The following is a 14,243-nucleotide window of genomic DNA, read 5'->3' on the forward strand; positions in this document are numbered from 1 at the left end:
AACAATTTTCGGAAATTCCTTCTTATTTCTTGGAGCTAAACACTTTTGTCTCAGCCTCCTGTTTTTAACTACATTAATAACTTTTCGCCCAATTTCGTGAAAGCCAACGTGAAAATTGTGAGATACTAAAGTTAATAATGAAATAAATTAGGGCGACGATTCCGTAAATAGTGAATACTTGTCCTGTTTGTGCGTAGCGCCCCATTAAGATATAAGATTTGCCAAAGAGTTCTTGTAAAGCAATCACGGAATACAAGAAACTTGTATCCTTGATGACAGTAACAAACTGAGAAACAATTGCTGGTAAGACATTGCGAATGGCTTGAGGCAAAACAATATGATAAAGAATTTGCCAATTTGAAAAACCTTGAGAACGTGCCGCTTCAATTTGGCCTTTGTCGACCCCATTTAAACCACCACGAATAATTTCCGCTAAAGCAGCGGTGGTAAACACAGTAAAACTCACAATTCCAGCAGGTGTGGATTTGATTTTGAAAATCAAAAAAATAACATAAATCCACAATAAGTTTGGAATATTACGCACCACTTCTACATAAATACTGGCAAGTAACTTCAGTGGTCCATGGGTTTGATTTCGCAAAACGGCTAGAATGGTGCCAAAAATCGTACTCAAAATAATTGAGACGAAGGAAATATAGAGCGTCAATTTTAAGCCGTTAAATAGAAATTGAAAATTATTTGCTGTCAGTAATTGACGCATTTCTTCTGAAAAAGGCATCTGTTTTCCTCCTATCTGCTATATGCTTTCTTATTTTTTTCTTCCATTTTTCTAGCCAAATTCGCTAATGGGAAGCAAAGAATGAAATATAAGAAACCAGCAAGCGCAAAGGCGGGAATATAGTTCAAGTTGACAGACGACCAACTATTGGCAGCAAACATTACGTCAGCGCCAGAAATAATGGCAACTGTTGACGTATTTTTAATTAGGTTCACTACTTGATTGGTTAAAGGCGGTAACATAATCCGCCATGCTTGTGGTAAAATCACATACCGCATCGTTTGACCATACGTTAATCCTTGGGAGTAAGCCGCTTCAAATTGCCCTCTTGGGACAGCTCCGATTCCTGAGCGAACCACTTCAGAAATGTAGGCGCCATGATAGAGGCCTACACACAGAATGGCAATCGTAGTAATAGAAAATGAAAGCAGCGGGCTTAGCAGAGGAAAGCCATAATAGACTACGATAAATTGAATCAACAAAGGTGTGTTTTGAAAAAATTCTACATAGACACGACTAATTGCGTGTAAAAGTTTACTTTTGGTCGCTGATAAACTGCCAAAGAAAATGCCTAAAGCAAAGGCAACTAAGATCGCTCCTAAAGAAAGCAGAATAGTATAGAGAAATGCCTGACCAAAAATTCGCCAATCTTGAAATAAAGCTTCCCAACGATATAAGGCAAATGGCCCTTCTTCAAGCCAGGAAATATTGGCTAACAAAAACATAAAAATCCCTCCTAAAATTTTTGATTCTTCAAGTCTTAGGAATGATTAATTTTTTAAGCCCCAGTCTTGATAAATTTTTTCTAGTGTGCCGTCTTTTTCCCATTTTTCAATTAAACCATTTAGATAATCATTTAATTCAGTATTTGCTTTCTTTGTGGTAATTCCATATTCTTGTGGCGAAAAACCATCTTTTAAAATTTCTGTCTTGCCATCCACATAGCCAGATAGGATTGATTTATCCACTGAAAATGCATCAATTCGTTTAGAAGTTAACGCTGTTTTTAATTCTGGATAGGAACCTAATTCTTGATAAGTAAATTTGATTCCTTCCTCTTGCGCTTTTTTCTCTAAGTTTTCTTTTGTCGTAGCAGATTGTGCAACGCCGATTGTTTTTCCGTCTAAATCTTTCATACTTGAGAAGTTATCCTCTTTGCGCACAAGGAAACCAATCTCATCTGTATAATAAGGAGTTGTAAAATTATAAGTCTTTTTACGTTCATCAGTAATTGTAAATGTAGCAATTACCATATCTAGTTCACCATTGTCTAAAAGGGGACCGCGCGTTTTCGCTGTCACGCCCACAAATTCCACATTCTCTTCGCTGCCGGTAATTTCTTTCGCAATCAAGCGTGCAATATCTGGTTCCATTCCTTCATTTTTGTTTGTATCAGGATTCATATAGCCAAAATTAGGAATGTCTTCTTTGACACCTACTTTAATTTTCCCCGCTTTTTTTAATTGTTCTACTGTGACCGTTTTGTTTGATGAAGCACTTTTGGAAGTTGAGTCATTGTTGCCGCTACCACAGCCCACAATGATGCCTGCTAATACAAGTAAGGAGAGTCCAGCCAGCCATTTATTTTGTTTTTTCATTCCTTCATTCCTCCAATTTTTTGTTTTTTATTCATTACCCGTTATGAATAATTTTACTTAGAAATTCTTTTGCACGAGGGTTTTCAGTGCTTGTAAAGAAATGTTCAGGCGTTCCTTGTTCAATAATCTGTCCTTGGTCCATGAAGATTACACGGTCAGCCACTTGACGAGCAAAGCCCATCTCATGTGTGACACAAACCATGGTAATATTTTGTTTGGAAAGATCGACCATTACATCTAAAACTTCTTGAATCATTTCTGGATCAAGTGCCGAAGTCGGTTCATCAAAAAGGATAATCTCAGGATGCATATTTAAGGCACGAGCAATAGCGACCCGTTGTTGCTGCCCGCCAGAAAGCTGCGAAGGATAAGCAGAAGCTTTATCAGCCAAACCGACTCGTTCTAAATACTCTATGCCAGTACGAATCGCTTCGTCTTTGGAAACGCCCATCACTTTAATCGGTGCTAACGTTAAATTATCAATAATCGTTTTGTGAGCATATAAGTTAAAATTTTGAAAGACCATGGCAACTTTCTGGCGAACCTTTTGAATCGGTGCTTTCGGTTTGGTGATGTCAATGTTATCAATTACGACGGAACCATCATTGACTTTTTCCAATTGGTTCATACACCGAATTAATGTACTTTTGCCAGAGCCGGAGGGTCCGATAATGACAATTTTTTCTCCTTGCTCTACATTCAAAGTAATATCTTTTAAAACGTGATGCTCCCCAAAATACTTATTTACATGTTCTAAAGAAATCATAGGCAGTCTCCTTTGCAATCATTTGGTAGAAAAGATAACAGAGGATTCGGTGAGAAACGTGTTATTTAAATTAAATTAACCAAATGTATTTCTAATTGTATTCTCAATGTTAGGAATTATAACATACAAAAAAATGAATTACTAGTTTTTTAATCGAAAAAGATTTCCTTCAAAAAAAGAAATAAATGAGAGCAAAACAGGAAAAATTGACAATAGTCCTTAAAAAGTAGAAAATAAAGGCAGTGAATAAAAGGCAAAGGTAGGATGAGAATGAGCAATCAAGAAGCCATTGGATTAATTGATTCTGGCGTTGGTGGATTAACTGTTTTAAAGGAAGCGCTAAAACAATTACCAAATGAACGATTAATTTATTTAGGAGATACAGCCCGTTGCCCATATGGTCCACGACCAGCCGAACAAGTCGTTCAGTTTACTTGGGAAATGGCCGATTTTTTATTGAAAAAACGAATAAAAATGCTAGTAATCGCATGTAATACCGCGACGGCTGTCGCATTAGAAGAAATTAAAGCTGCCTTGTCAATTCCAGTTGTCGGTGTTATTTTACCTGGCGCACGAGCAGCCGTTAAAGTCACAAAAAATAACAAAATTGGTGTCATAGGTACCTTAGGGACAATCAAAAGTGCTTCCTATGAAATCGCCATTAAAAGTAAGGCACCAGCAATTGAGGTGACTAGTTTAGCTTGCCCTAAATTTGTCCCCATTGTTGAAAGTAATCAATATCGTTCTTCCGTAGCAAAAAAAATTGTGGCAGAAACACTTCAAGCACTACAATTAAAAGGACTTGATACGTTGATTTTAGGTTGTACCCATTACCCGTTGTTACGTCCGGTGATTCAAAATGTGATGGGGAGTCATGTGACATTAATTGACTCAGGAGCCGAAACAGTTGGCGAAGTCAGCATGCTTCTCGATTATTTTGACATTGCCCACACGCCTGAAGCGCCTACACAGCCCCATGAATTTTATACAACTGGTTCTGCAAAAATGTTTGAAGAGATTGCAAGCAGTTGGCTTGGTATAGAGAACTTAAAAGCACAACAGATTCACTTAGGAGGAAACGAAAATGATTAGACATGATAGTCGTGCACCAAAAGAATTGCGAAAGATCACTATTGAAACCAATGTTTTTAAACATCCAGAAGGTTCGGTGGTTATTTCGTTTGGCGATACCAAAGTAATTTGCTCAGCCACTGTCGAAGAAAAGGTTCCCCCATTTTTACGAGGCGCGGGAACAGGTTGGGTAGCAGCTGAATATAGCATGCTCCCTCGCGCGACGAACACAAGAAATATTCGGGAAAGTGCGAAAGGAAAATTAACAGGGCGAACAATGGAGATTCAACGTTTGATTGGGCGGTCATTGCGAGCTGTTGTTGACTTAGAAAAGTTAGGGGAACGGAGCATTGTTGTCGATTGTGATGTGATTCAAGCAGATGGGGGAACCCGTACTGCTAGTATTACAGGCGCTTTTGTTGCTCTACGCTTAGCAGTTAATCATTTATTGATGACTGGTGCGCTAGCGGAAGACCCAATTAAAGAGCATTTAGCTGCTGTCAGCGTGGGTATTTTACCCGATGGTTATTGTGTGCTGGACTTAGATTACGCAGAGGACTCGAATGCTGCAGTGGATATGAACATCGTGATGACCGAGTCTGGTGAATTTGTGGAAATTCAAGGAACGGGTGAAGAAGCTACCTTCTCAGGAGATGAGTTAAATGCCATGCTCTTTTATGGAAAAACAGGGATCGAGGAATTAATTGCGTATCAGAAAGAAGCGCTTTATGCTTTAGCCTCTGAAGAAGTCCCTTCGCAAGATTCAGAAGAGAAAGTGATTGTCATTGCAACTAGAAATCCTGGTAAAGCGAAAGAGTTTAGTTCAATTTTTGGTGAAAAAGGATATACAGTTAAGACGTTATTAGATTATCCGAATTTGCCAGATGTAGAAGAAACTGGTCGAACATTTGAAGAAAATGCTCGTCTAAAAGCTGAAACAATTGCAGAAATTTTACAGAAACCAGTATTAGCAGATGATTCGGGATTAATTGTTGATGCGTTAGGGGGAATGCCAGGAATCTATTCTGCTCGTTTTGCTGGTGAACCAACTAATGATGCTTCAAATAATGCGAAACTATTGCACGAGTTAACGGGCGTGCCAAAAGAAAAAAGACAAGCGCGTTTCCATTGTACATTGGTTTTTGCTGAACCAAAGAAAGAAAGTCTGGTGGTCGAAGCTGAATGGCCAGGAGAAGTCGGCACGATTCCTCGTGGTGAAGGAGGCTTTGGGTACGATTCACTTTTCTATGTCCCAGAGCTTGGTAAGACGGCAGCTGAATTGTCTGGAGAAGAGAAAAATAAAGTTAGTCATCGTGGACAAGCAGTGGCAAAATTAAAAGAACAATGGGAAGAATGGCTAAAAAAATAGGAGTTGAAACGTATGAAAATCTTGGTAGTAAGCGATAATCATGGCGACCGTGACTGTTTAGTTGACTTAGTGAATCATTATGAAGGACAAGTCGATGCACTCTTTCACTGTGGTGATTCTGAATTAGAACCGACAGATGAACTTTGGCAGAAATTAATTGTAGTCCAAGGAAATTGTGATTTTTATGATGAATTTCCCAAAACTGTGACTAAAAAAGTGGGGGATCAAGTTATTTATATGACACATGGTCATTTGGCCAATGTTAGAATGGGGCTCACGACACTTGCTTTACAAGCGGAAGAAGCAGGAGCGACAATTGCCTTATTTGGTCACACTCATGTACTGGGCGCAGAGCGACACAATAACATTCTCTTTGTTAATCCGGGAAGTATTCGTTTACCTCGTGGACCAGTTCAAGAGAAAACATATGCCATAATTGAAAGTACACCTGAACAATATCTCGTTCAGTACTATAACAAAGAGCACCAACCATTGGAACGATTAAAGGCAACGTTTACGAAGTAAGTGAATGTTAAGAAATAAGTGCTACTTTTTTATTTATCAGATTTTGAGTGTAGGACAAAAATCTCTTTTTGATTTTTGTCCTACGCTCTTTTTTTAGTCGACTTGGATAACCTTTAAGCCGGTCTTACGAAGTTCTGTAATTAAAGTTGATGAGCAATGTTTGTCTGTAATCAAACAATCAAAAGCGGTAATATCAGCAATTTTAAATTTAGATGTCAAGCCGATTTTTCGATGGTCCGCGACCAGAATTTTTACTTTTGTTGTTTGTTTTATCATAAGCTCATTAATTTTTGCTTCATTGAAAATTTTTGTAGTGACGCCATGTTCTAAACTGACCCCGCTACAGCCAATTACGCAAACATCGGCATGCGTTGCGGTGATTGTGTTAATGGCAATATCTCCTACCAGAACTTCTTTGGGAAAACGTAATTCGCCTCCGGTCAAAATATAATTGTATTGAGAAACATGAGGCTTGGTGGCAATTTTTAAATTATTCGTTACGATGGTCAGATGGTCGGCCTTTAAATAATGGAGAATATTCAAAGCAGTGGAACTTGAATTGATGAAAACGATATCATAATCACTTAGATAGCTACAAGCAACACGAGCAATGGCTTGTTTTAATAACTCCGGTCCTGATTGATCAAAGTCTTTCTGATTTTGGTCGTTGTAAATACAATACCCATATTTTCGAATGATGTCATTCTTAGTTTCTAAGACATTTAAATCACGACGAATTGTGCTTAAGGAAACATTTAAAACATCTGCTAATTTATAGGTAGTCATTTGTTTGTTTTTTTGCAGCAGCGCGAGAATGTTTTGTTGCCTTTTTTCAATGGTTTCTAATGAACTTTTCAAGTAATACAACCTCCTTTAGTTATTTTTTTGGACACGGTCCCCCATGAAATAGTATAACTCATAGGAAAACAAAACACGTAAAAGAATCATTAAAAGTGCAAACAATCATATAAAAGGGTTTTCATTGTGATTTTTTGCGGCTATGATTTTCTTATAAAGCATAACACAATCATTTGAGAAGAGGAGTGGTAGCATGAGCAAATCGATTCATGAAATTACAAAAGAAAGTTGGTTGAAGGCGACATTTCCAGAATGGGGCACTTATTTAAACGAAGAAATTAATCAGACAAATGTGCTTCAAGGAACGGTTGCACTCTGGTGGCTTGGTTGTACAGGCATTTGGCTGAAAACGCATGAGAACACGAATATTTTATGTGATTTATGGTGTGGAACAGGAAAACAAACGCACGGGAACGGCTTAATGAAAAATGGCCATCAAATGATGCGCATGAGTGGTTGCCAAAAAATGCAACCTAATTTAAGAACACAACCTTTTGTGATTGATCCTTTTGAAATAAAAGAGGTAGATGCTTTAGTTGTCACACATATTCATTCAGACCATTTGGATATTCACACAGCTGCTGCTGTTCATCAAAATTGTCCTAAGGCTCTATTTATTGGTCCAAAAGAAGTAGTGAAAACATGGCAGCGTTGGGGTGTTCCGTCAGAAAAAACACGGGTTATAGAGCCTGGTCAAGAAATAAAAGTGAATGATGTGAACGTATTGGCCTTGGAAGCTTTTGATCGAACCGCGCTAATTACTTCTGATGATCCTGAAAATACATTTAAAGGTAAAATGCCTCAGGACATGAATGAACTAGCTGTCAATTATCTATTTGAAACCTCAGGTGGTACGGTATATCACGCCGGAGACTCTCATTATTCTAACTTGTTTGCGAAACATGGTAATCAATATGCAATTGATGTTTGCTTAGGAGCATATGGCGAAAATCCTCGCGGTATCACAGATAAAATAACTTCTGTTGATATGTTGAGAATGGCAGAATCTTTAAATGCGAAAGTAGTCATTCCTGTTCATTATGATATTTGGTCTAATTTTATGGCGGATCCAAAAGAAATCATGGAAATTTGGAAATTTAAAAAAAATCGTTTACATTATCAATTTAAACCATATATTTGGCAAGTGGGTGGCAAATTTGTTTATCCAGATGACAAAGACAACTTAGAATTTAACTTTGATCGTGGCTTTGATGATGTTTTTGTTAAAGAAAATGATACACCATTTCCTTCATTCTTGTAAGAAAGGCTGGATGTACAATGTTAACTTATTTTTGGGAGCAAGAGCTTATTCATTACCCTGATAAAGAACCGGTTAGTTGGCAAGAGGCGATTCAGGAAAGTTGTTTGATTTTACTCCAAAAACACATCATCGATCAGAGTTACGTCGATGAGATTATCCAGTGTGTCGAAACGTTTGGACCTTATATCATCATTGCTCCTGAAGTAGCCATGCCACATTCATCAGAGGAAAGCGCAGGCGTTTTTGGAACGGCCATTTCTTTTACAAAATTTAAGCAAGCAGTCACTTTTGCTGGCGATCAAGAAGCAAAAACAGCAACATTATTTTTTACATTGGCAGCCCAAAATCCCGCCGAACATCTTGAAAATATTCAGCAATTGATGGATTTATTGATGACGGATGGCGTGATTGCTGACTTGTTAGAAACAAATACGCCAATGGATTTTAAAGAAGTTATGGAGAAATATCAATTATAGGGGGAAAAATCAATGGGGGAGTTCTTGTTAAATAGTTGGACTTATTTTGCTACGAACGTTTTAACACAGCCAGCATATTTGATTGGTTTCATCGTGTTATTAGGTTATCTCTTGTTACGGAGGCCCTTTTATGAATGTTTAGCAGGTTTTCTGAAAGCGACAGTTGGTTATTTTATTTTGAGTGTTGGTTCTGGTGGTTTGGTTAATAATTTTCGCCCTATTCTAGTAGGCTTGAAAGAGCGATTTAATTTACAGGCAATGGTTACCGATCCATATTTCGGGCAAAATGCAGTCGATGCTGGATTGATGAAAACCTTTGGACGAACCTTTGGTGATGTGATGATTTTGTTATTGATCGCATTTATTATGAATATTTTGTTGGTTCGTTTTCAAAAATATACAAAATTGAGAGCCGTTTTTACAACAGGGAATGTTCAGATTCAACAAGCAGCTACCGCTTTCTGGATTTTACTCTTTTGTTTTCCTAACTTAGGTAGAATCGAAGTACTAATTTTTATGGGCTTAATTCTTGGGTGTTATTGGGCAGTTGCTTCAAATTTAACGGTAGGGATTACGCAGGAATTAACAGAAGGTGCTGGTTTTGCGGTAGCCCATCAACAAATGTTTGGCATATTTATTTTTGCAAAATTAGCAGAATGGTTGAAAAAACGTGATCAAAAGAAACATCGTTCAGAGAAGGCCGATAAAAAATTGGAAGATATTGAATTACCAGGATTTCTATCCATTTTTAATGAAAATATGGTTGCTACGTCCATTTTGATGCTCTTTTTCTTTGGCATTATCTTGCTTGTTTTGGGACAAGATTATTTAATTCAAGCTAAATTTATGCAAGAAGGGCAGAGTTTCTTCTTTTATATCATGACCACTTCATTAAATTTTGCTGTCTATTTAGCTATCTTACAATTAGGCGTTAGAACCTTTGTCGACGAGTTGACGCAGTCATTCCAAGGGATTTCAAATACCATTTTACCAGGCGCTGTTCCTGGGATTGATGTAGCAGCGACTTTCGGGTTTGGCTCGCCCAACGCAGTAACAATTGGGTTTCTCTTTGGCGCATTAGGCCAGTTTTTAATGATTGGCTTACTGATTCTATTAAAGTCTCCGACAATCGTTATTGCGGGTTTTATCCCATTGTTTTTTGATAACGCTGTCATAGCTGTTTATGCAAATAATCGTGGCGGAGTAAAAGCTGCTTGTTTATTCCCCTTCCTTTCAGGTTTAATCCAAGTAGGTGGCTCAGCTTTATTTGCTACATGGATTGGATTATCTCAATATGGCGGTTATTTGGGTATGTTCGATTGGGCAACAGCTTGGCCGTTATTTACAATCATTATGAAAGTTCTAGGCTATGTTGGCGTAGCAGTGGTGGTGATTGGGTTACTAATAATTCCGCAACTTCAGTATCGGAGAAATCCAGAAGGTTACTTTATGATTGTCAATGATTATGAACAATATGCTAAAAAATTTCAAGAGAATTAAAGGAGGAATTTAAAATGAGAATACTTGTTTCCTGTGCCAATGGTTCTGGCACGAGTCTAATGATGATGCGGAGTGTTGAAAAAGCAATGAAAGAACTAGGTGTACCGATTACAAAAATTCATCATTGCGCCATTTCAGAAGGAAAAAGCTCTGCTAGCCAATACGACGTTGTTTTTACTCCAGTCAATTTTTTACAAATGTTTCAGCAAGCAGAAAAACGTGGAGTCACAGTGATTGGCATTAAAAATGTAATGTCTGCAAAAGAAATTCAAGAAAAATATATGGCTTCAGATCGTTATCAAAAATCTGAATAAAAGGATGGGAAAGATGAAAAGACCAAACTTACAAATCGCTTTAGATCATAATAGCTTAGAAGACGCTTTAGCAGATTGTATGAAAGTCGGAGAAATTGTCGATATTATCGAAGTTGGCACTATTTTGTGTTTACAAGAAGGCCAAAAAGCAATTCGTTGTTTAAAACGCATGTTTCCTAATAAAACGATTGTTGCTGATACAAAATGTGCTGATGCGGGCGGTACAGTTGCTCGTAATGTCGCACAAGCAGGCGCTGATTTCATGACGGTCATTTGTTGCGCCACCTTACCAACGATGGCTGCAGCTCAAAAAGAAGTCCGAGAATTACAAGTAGAACTATATGGAAATTGGACAATGCAACAAGCTCGACAATGGCGAGAATTAGGGATTAATCAGGTGATTTATCATCAAAGTAGAGATGCTCTTTTAGCTGGCGGCAGCTGGGGAGAAAAAGATTTGAATAAAGTTCAAGAACTAATTGACTTAGGCTTTGAAGTGTCCGTCACAGGTGGTTTAACTGTCGAAACGCTTGAATTGTTTCAAACAATGGCAGTTGCAACATTTATTGCGGGCCGTGGGATTACTGAATCAAAAAATCCTGAACAAGCAGCCAAAGATTTTCAAAAAAAAATCGATCAGATTTGGAAGTGATAAAATGGCACGAATTGGACTGTATGAAAAAGCACTCCCGCAAAATTTAACTTGGGCAGAACGATTAACATGGGCCAAAAAGTTAGGGTTTGATTTTTTAGAAATGTCAATTGATGAATCCGATGAACGTTTAGCACGATTGGCTTGGACACCAAGCCAGTTACAAGAACTTTCTCAATTAATGGTGAAAGAAGATTTTTTTATCCATTCTTTGTGTTTAAGTGGTCATCGGCGGTTCCCTTTAGGCTCTTTAAATAAAGAAACACGTGAAAAAGGACGGAAAATTTTATCTCAAGCGATTCGTTTGGCTCATCAATTAAACATACGGGTAATTCAAATAGCTGGCTATGACGTCTTTTACGAAGAAAAAACTGCCGAAACAAGGGAATTTTTTCTTCAAGGTCTGAAAAAGGGCGTTGAGGAAGCTGCACAATACGGTGTCATTCTGGCTGTTGAGATTATGGATGACCCTTTTATGAATAGCATACAAAAATTTCTAGAAATTAAGGAACAAATTCCGTCTCCTTTTTTGCATGTCTATCCTGATTTAGGTAATTTGTCTGCTTGGCCGGAAAATAATCCGGCGGTTGAGCTTGAAAAGGGAATTGCTGAAATCGCTGCTATTCACTTAAAAGATACCTTCGCTGTAACAGACACATTTGAAGGGAAGTTTCGGGAAGTTACTTTTGGAGAAGGCTGTGTTGATTTTACAGGCTTATTGAAAACACTCAAGCGTTTAAACTATAGTGGTCCTTTTTTAATTGAAATGTGGAATGAAACGGATTTGAATTTTCAAGAAAAAATTCAAGCCGCGCAGCAGTATCTCTATCCCAAATTAGCAGAGGTGGGTTATTATGAACAATAAAGCGATCATCCAAGCAATGAAACAACGTGTTTATGAAGCGAATCTGGCTTTGCCAAAACTGGGCTTAGTCAAATTAACGTGGGGCAATGTTAGTGAAATCAATCGGTCATTAGGGATTATCGTAATTAAACCAAGCGGCGTCAAGTATCAAGAAATGTCCAAGGAACAGATGGTAGTGACTGATTTAAACGGACAACTATTGGAAACCAATGCATTAAAGCCGTCTTCTGATTTACCCACGCATCTTTATCTTTATCAAAAAATGCCAGAAATTGGAGCGATTGCGCACACGCACTCCCTGAATAGTGTTACGTGGGCTCAAGCAGGGCGAGCCTTACCTCCTTACGGTACCACCCATGCGGATGCTTTTTATGGCGCTGTACCTTGCACAAGAGCGCTCTCTGAAAGTGAAATTAAAGAAAACTATGAAGAAGAGACTGGCAAAGTCATTGTTGAAACATTTCATGAACAAGAACTAGATCCTTTAGCAGTTCCAGGAGTGCTAGTTTATGGACATGGCCCATTTACTTGGGGAATGACTCCGGAAAAAGCAGTTGAAAACAGCTTGATTTTAGATGAAATCTGTTCAATGGCACGTTTGACGGAAATAATTAATCCAGCTGTTGAACCAATTGATCATTTTTTATTGGATAAACACTATCTTAGAAAACATGGGATTTCCGCTTATTATGGTCAGTGATGGCTGTGATGAAACGTGTGAAAAAGAAGGATAATTGACTGATTAATTGGTCTTTTATAAAAACTTAGTTGTCTGTTATGGGACAACTAAGTTTTTATTTTTTTAAGAAAGCGTTCTCTTTTTTTGGGGAGAATAGAACAAAACGTTAATTTTCGTTTGTTAAGTTATGAAGAATTTGCGAATTCCAAGACTTTTTCCGCAGAATTAGGTACAATAAGTTACGTGTTAAAGAATTAGAAATGGAGGCAACCCAATCATGATAGGGACTGCTGTAAAAGAATTATTATTAGAAAAACAAGAAACGTTTTTAGTACCCGCCGAAAATGTCGCCAATGTAATGTGTTTAAATCCGTTAAGTCACGCGGCATTAGTCTTATCGCAAGTTCGCTATTCCAAGATTCCTGTGTTAGATAAGGGAGATCGCTTTGTTGGCTTAATCGGCTTGACAGACGTTGTAGATAAAATGTTTGATTTGACTTCAGTGGATTTTGAAAAATTGAATGAATTTACTGTGGCCGATGTAATGGAAGTCAATGTTCCTGTAATTGGTGAATCGTGGGATTTAGAAGAAGTGTTACATTTATTAGTAGATGCTTCTTTTTTACCAGTGGTTGATGATAATCAACGCTTTAAAGGTATCATTACACGCAAAGAAATTTTAAAAGCGGTCAATCATATGGCGCATGAATTAGAAAAACATCATCTTGTTCTGCCTAAATCAGAAGAAGAAATGAAAGTAATTTAAATAAAACGCAAGAAACTCTTTACTTTTTTCTCATAAATGCGTTATTCTGTATGATAACACGAAGTAAAGGAGTGCTGTGATTGGACGCATATGAGATTATTCAGTATATTGGCGATGCCAAAAAGCAAACGCCTGTTAAAGTAACACTGAAAGGGCAATTAAAAGAAGTCACGTTTCCGGAAACAATTAAGGTCTTTAATAATTGTAAAACTGGGACATTGTTTGGCGATTGGGCTGACGTAAAACCTTTTTTAGAAGCAAACAAAGAAAAAATTGAGGATTATGTTGTAGAAAACGATGCACGTAACTCAGCAATTCCTTTTCTTGATCTGAAAGACATTAATGCTCGAATTGAACCAGGTGCTTTGATTCGCGAAAAAGTTGAAATTGGCGATCAAGCGGTGATTATGATGGGGGCTATTCTAAATATTGGCGCCGTCGTTGGTGCAGGGACTATGATTGATATGGGCGCTGTTTTAGGCGGCCGTGCAACTGTAGGAAAACATTGTCATATTGGCGCGGGAACGGTTTTAGCTGGTGTCATTGAACCCCCAAGTGCCGCACCTGTGGTTATTGAAAACGAGGTTGTCATTGGAGCGAATGCGGTCGTACTAGAAGGGGTTCGTGTTGGTGAAGGTGCCGTTGTGGCTGCTGGGGCAGTAGTTGTGGAAGACGTTCCAGCGCATACCGTTGTCGCAGGCGTGCCAGCAAAAGTAATTAAACAAATTGATGATAAAACCAAGAGTAAAACAGAGATTTTAGAAGAATTACGTAAACTCTAAAAATAAATTAGTCAGTCGCGAT

General features: G+C 38.0%; 17 protein-coding genes. 12 read left to right on the forward strand and 5 right to left on the reverse strand.

Translation table 11 applies throughout. From position 1 onward, the window contains the following. Positions 1-73: 73 nt before the first annotated feature. Genes IGL56_RS04445 through IGL56_RS04460 form a run of 4 tightly spaced genes read right to left on the reverse strand, consistent with a single transcriptional unit; the run spans position 74 to position 3,103 of the window. Positions 74-739, reverse strand: coding sequence for an amino acid ABC transporter permease (locus tag IGL56_RS04445; RefSeq protein WP_002382114.1), 666 nt, complete (start codon positions 737-739; stop codon positions 74-76). Positions 740-750: 11 nt separating this feature from the next. Then, entirely contained in the window at positions 751-1,464 is a 714-nt protein-coding gene (locus IGL56_RS04450) for an amino acid ABC transporter permease (protein WP_002363695.1), read from the reverse strand. 45 nt (positions 1,465-1,509) lie between these two features. Beyond that, positions 1,510-2,337: a transporter substrate-binding domain-containing protein gene (locus tag IGL56_RS04455; RefSeq protein WP_002360586.1), complete on the reverse strand. Its 828-nt coding sequence runs from the start codon at positions 2,335-2,337 to the stop codon at positions 1,510-1,512. Between the two features lie 34 nt (positions 2,338-2,371). Further along, complete coding sequence (locus IGL56_RS04460; protein ID WP_010815953.1) at positions 2,372-3,103, reverse strand: amino acid ABC transporter ATP-binding protein; 732 nt, start codon at positions 3,101-3,103, stop codon at positions 2,372-2,374. Between the two features lie 264 nt (positions 3,104-3,367). Here IGL56_RS04460 and racE point away from each other — a divergent pair, with 264 nt between their 5' ends. From racE to IGL56_RS04475, 3 genes are read left to right on the forward strand one after another with little or no spacing between them, the layout of a single operon-like run. Then, positions 3,368-4,195: a glutamate racemase gene (racE, locus tag IGL56_RS04465; RefSeq protein ID WP_162783342.1), complete on the forward strand. Its 828-nt coding sequence runs from the start codon at positions 3,368-3,370 to the stop codon at positions 4,193-4,195. Then, positions 4,188-5,543, forward strand: a complete 1,356-nt coding sequence (gene rph / locus IGL56_RS04470; RefSeq protein WP_002358026.1) for a ribonuclease PH — start codon at positions 4,188-4,190, stop codon at positions 5,541-5,543. The genes racE and rph overlap by 8 nt, the downstream gene beginning before the upstream one ends. 12 nt (positions 5,544-5,555) lie before the next feature. Further along, positions 5,556-6,068 (forward strand): metallophosphoesterase, encoded by a 513-nt coding sequence (locus IGL56_RS04475; RefSeq protein ID WP_002381991.1) that lies wholly within the window; start codon positions 5,556-5,558, stop codon positions 6,066-6,068. 93 nt (positions 6,069-6,161) lie between these two features. Here IGL56_RS04475 and IGL56_RS04480 read toward each other — a convergent pair whose 3' ends face one another. Next, positions 6,162-6,926 carry a DeoR/GlpR family DNA-binding transcription regulator gene (locus IGL56_RS04480; RefSeq protein WP_429861289.1) on the reverse strand — a complete coding sequence of 255 codons (765 nt, stop codon included), beginning with the start codon at positions 6,924-6,926 and terminating at the stop codon, positions 6,162-6,164. A 193-nt stretch (positions 6,927-7,119) separates the two neighbouring features. On the opposite strand from IGL56_RS04480, the gene ulaG reads away from it, so the two are divergent. The 9 genes from ulaG (at position 7,120) to dapD (ending at position 14,221) form a co-directional block, all read left to right on the forward strand. After that, positions 7,120-8,187 (forward strand): L-ascorbate 6-phosphate lactonase, encoded by a 1,068-nt coding sequence (gene ulaG / locus IGL56_RS04485; protein ID WP_002358022.1) that lies wholly within the window; start codon positions 7,120-7,122, stop codon positions 8,185-8,187. Positions 8,188-8,204: 17 nt separating this feature from the next. After that, positions 8,205-8,663: a PTS sugar transporter subunit IIA gene (locus IGL56_RS04490; protein ID WP_002358021.1), complete on the forward strand. Its 459-nt coding sequence runs from the start codon at positions 8,205-8,207 to the stop codon at positions 8,661-8,663. Positions 8,664-8,675: 12 nt separating this feature from the next. After that, the gene (locus IGL56_RS04495) at positions 8,676-10,163 is read left to right on the forward strand and encodes a PTS ascorbate transporter subunit IIC (RefSeq protein WP_002381988.1); all 1,488 of its coding nucleotides are present in this window, start codon (positions 8,676-8,678) and stop codon (positions 10,161-10,163) included. A 14-nt stretch (positions 10,164-10,177) separates the two neighbouring features. After that, positions 10,178-10,477: a PTS sugar transporter subunit IIB gene (locus IGL56_RS04500; protein WP_002358018.1), complete on the forward strand. Its 300-nt coding sequence runs from the start codon at positions 10,178-10,180 to the stop codon at positions 10,475-10,477. A gap of 13 nt (positions 10,478-10,490) precedes the next feature. Then, positions 10,491-11,129, forward strand: a complete 639-nt coding sequence (locus IGL56_RS04505; RefSeq protein WP_002381985.1) for a 3-keto-L-gulonate-6-phosphate decarboxylase UlaD — start codon at positions 10,491-10,493, stop codon at positions 11,127-11,129. Positions 11,130-11,133: 4 nt separating this feature from the next. Next, entirely contained in the window at positions 11,134-11,994 is an 861-nt protein-coding gene (locus IGL56_RS04510) for an L-ribulose-5-phosphate 3-epimerase (RefSeq protein ID WP_002358016.1), read from the forward strand. After that, a complete protein-coding gene (locus IGL56_RS04515) occupies positions 11,984-12,694 on the forward strand; it encodes an L-ribulose-5-phosphate 4-epimerase (RefSeq protein ID WP_002358015.1) in 711 nt (236 codons plus the stop codon). Before IGL56_RS04510 ends, IGL56_RS04515 begins: the two co-directional genes overlap by 11 nt. 256 nt (positions 12,695-12,950) lie before the next feature. After that, entirely contained in the window at positions 12,951-13,439 is a 489-nt protein-coding gene (gene cbpB / locus IGL56_RS04520; RefSeq protein ID WP_002358013.1) for a cyclic-di-AMP-binding protein CbpB, read from the forward strand. A gap of 80 nt (positions 13,440-13,519) precedes the next feature. Then, positions 13,520-14,221, forward strand: a complete 702-nt coding sequence (gene dapD / locus IGL56_RS04525; RefSeq protein ID WP_002358012.1) for a 2,3,4,5-tetrahydropyridine-2,6-dicarboxylate N-acetyltransferase — start codon at positions 13,520-13,522, stop codon at positions 14,219-14,221. The last annotated feature ends 22 nt before the right edge of the window (positions 14,222-14,243 follow it).

The sequence above is a fragment of the Enterococcus sp. DIV1316a genome, assembly GCF_050536915.1.
In the GTDB taxonomy this organism is placed as follows: domain Bacteria; phylum Bacillota; class Bacilli; order Lactobacillales; family Enterococcaceae; genus Enterococcus; species Enterococcus faecalis.

Excerpts from the sequence above, each read along its gene's own strand:
- IGL56_RS04445 (WP_002382114.1), bottom strand. The coding sequence starts at position 739 with ATGCCTTTTTCAGAAGAAATGCGTCAATTACTGACAGCAAATAATTTT.
- IGL56_RS04450 (WP_002363695.1), bottom strand. The coding sequence starts at position 1,464 with ATGTTTTTGTTAGCCAATATTTCCTGGCTTGAAGAAGGGCCATTTGCC.
- IGL56_RS04455 (WP_002360586.1), bottom strand. The coding sequence starts at position 2,337 with ATGAAAAAACAAAATAAATGGCTGGCTGGACTCTCCTTACTTGTATTA.
- IGL56_RS04460 (WP_010815953.1), bottom strand. The coding sequence starts at position 3,103 with ATGATTTCTTTAGAACATGTAAATAAGTATTTTGGGGAGCATCACGTT.
- racE (WP_162783342.1), top strand. The coding sequence starts at position 3,368 with ATGAGAATGAGCAATCAAGAAGCCATTGGATTAATTGATTCTGGCGTT.
- rph (WP_002358026.1), top strand. The coding sequence starts at position 4,188 with ATGATTAGACATGATAGTCGTGCACCAAAAGAATTGCGAAAGATCACT.
- IGL56_RS04475 (WP_002381991.1), top strand. The coding sequence starts at position 5,556 with ATGAAAATCTTGGTAGTAAGCGATAATCATGGCGACCGTGACTGTTTA.
- ulaG (WP_002358022.1), top strand. The coding sequence starts at position 7,120 with ATGAGCAAATCGATTCATGAAATTACAAAAGAAAGTTGGTTGAAGGCG.
- IGL56_RS04490 (WP_002358021.1), top strand. The coding sequence starts at position 8,205 with ATGTTAACTTATTTTTGGGAGCAAGAGCTTATTCATTACCCTGATAAA.
- IGL56_RS04495 (WP_002381988.1), top strand. The coding sequence starts at position 8,676 with ATGGGGGAGTTCTTGTTAAATAGTTGGACTTATTTTGCTACGAACGTT.
- IGL56_RS04500 (WP_002358018.1), top strand. The coding sequence starts at position 10,178 with ATGAGAATACTTGTTTCCTGTGCCAATGGTTCTGGCACGAGTCTAATG.
- IGL56_RS04505 (WP_002381985.1), top strand. The coding sequence starts at position 10,491 with ATGAAAAGACCAAACTTACAAATCGCTTTAGATCATAATAGCTTAGAA.
- IGL56_RS04510 (WP_002358016.1), top strand. The coding sequence starts at position 11,134 with ATGGCACGAATTGGACTGTATGAAAAAGCACTCCCGCAAAATTTAACT.
- IGL56_RS04515 (WP_002358015.1), top strand. The coding sequence starts at position 11,984 with ATGAACAATAAAGCGATCATCCAAGCAATGAAACAACGTGTTTATGAA.
- cbpB (WP_002358013.1), top strand. The coding sequence starts at position 12,951 with ATGATAGGGACTGCTGTAAAAGAATTATTATTAGAAAAACAAGAAACG.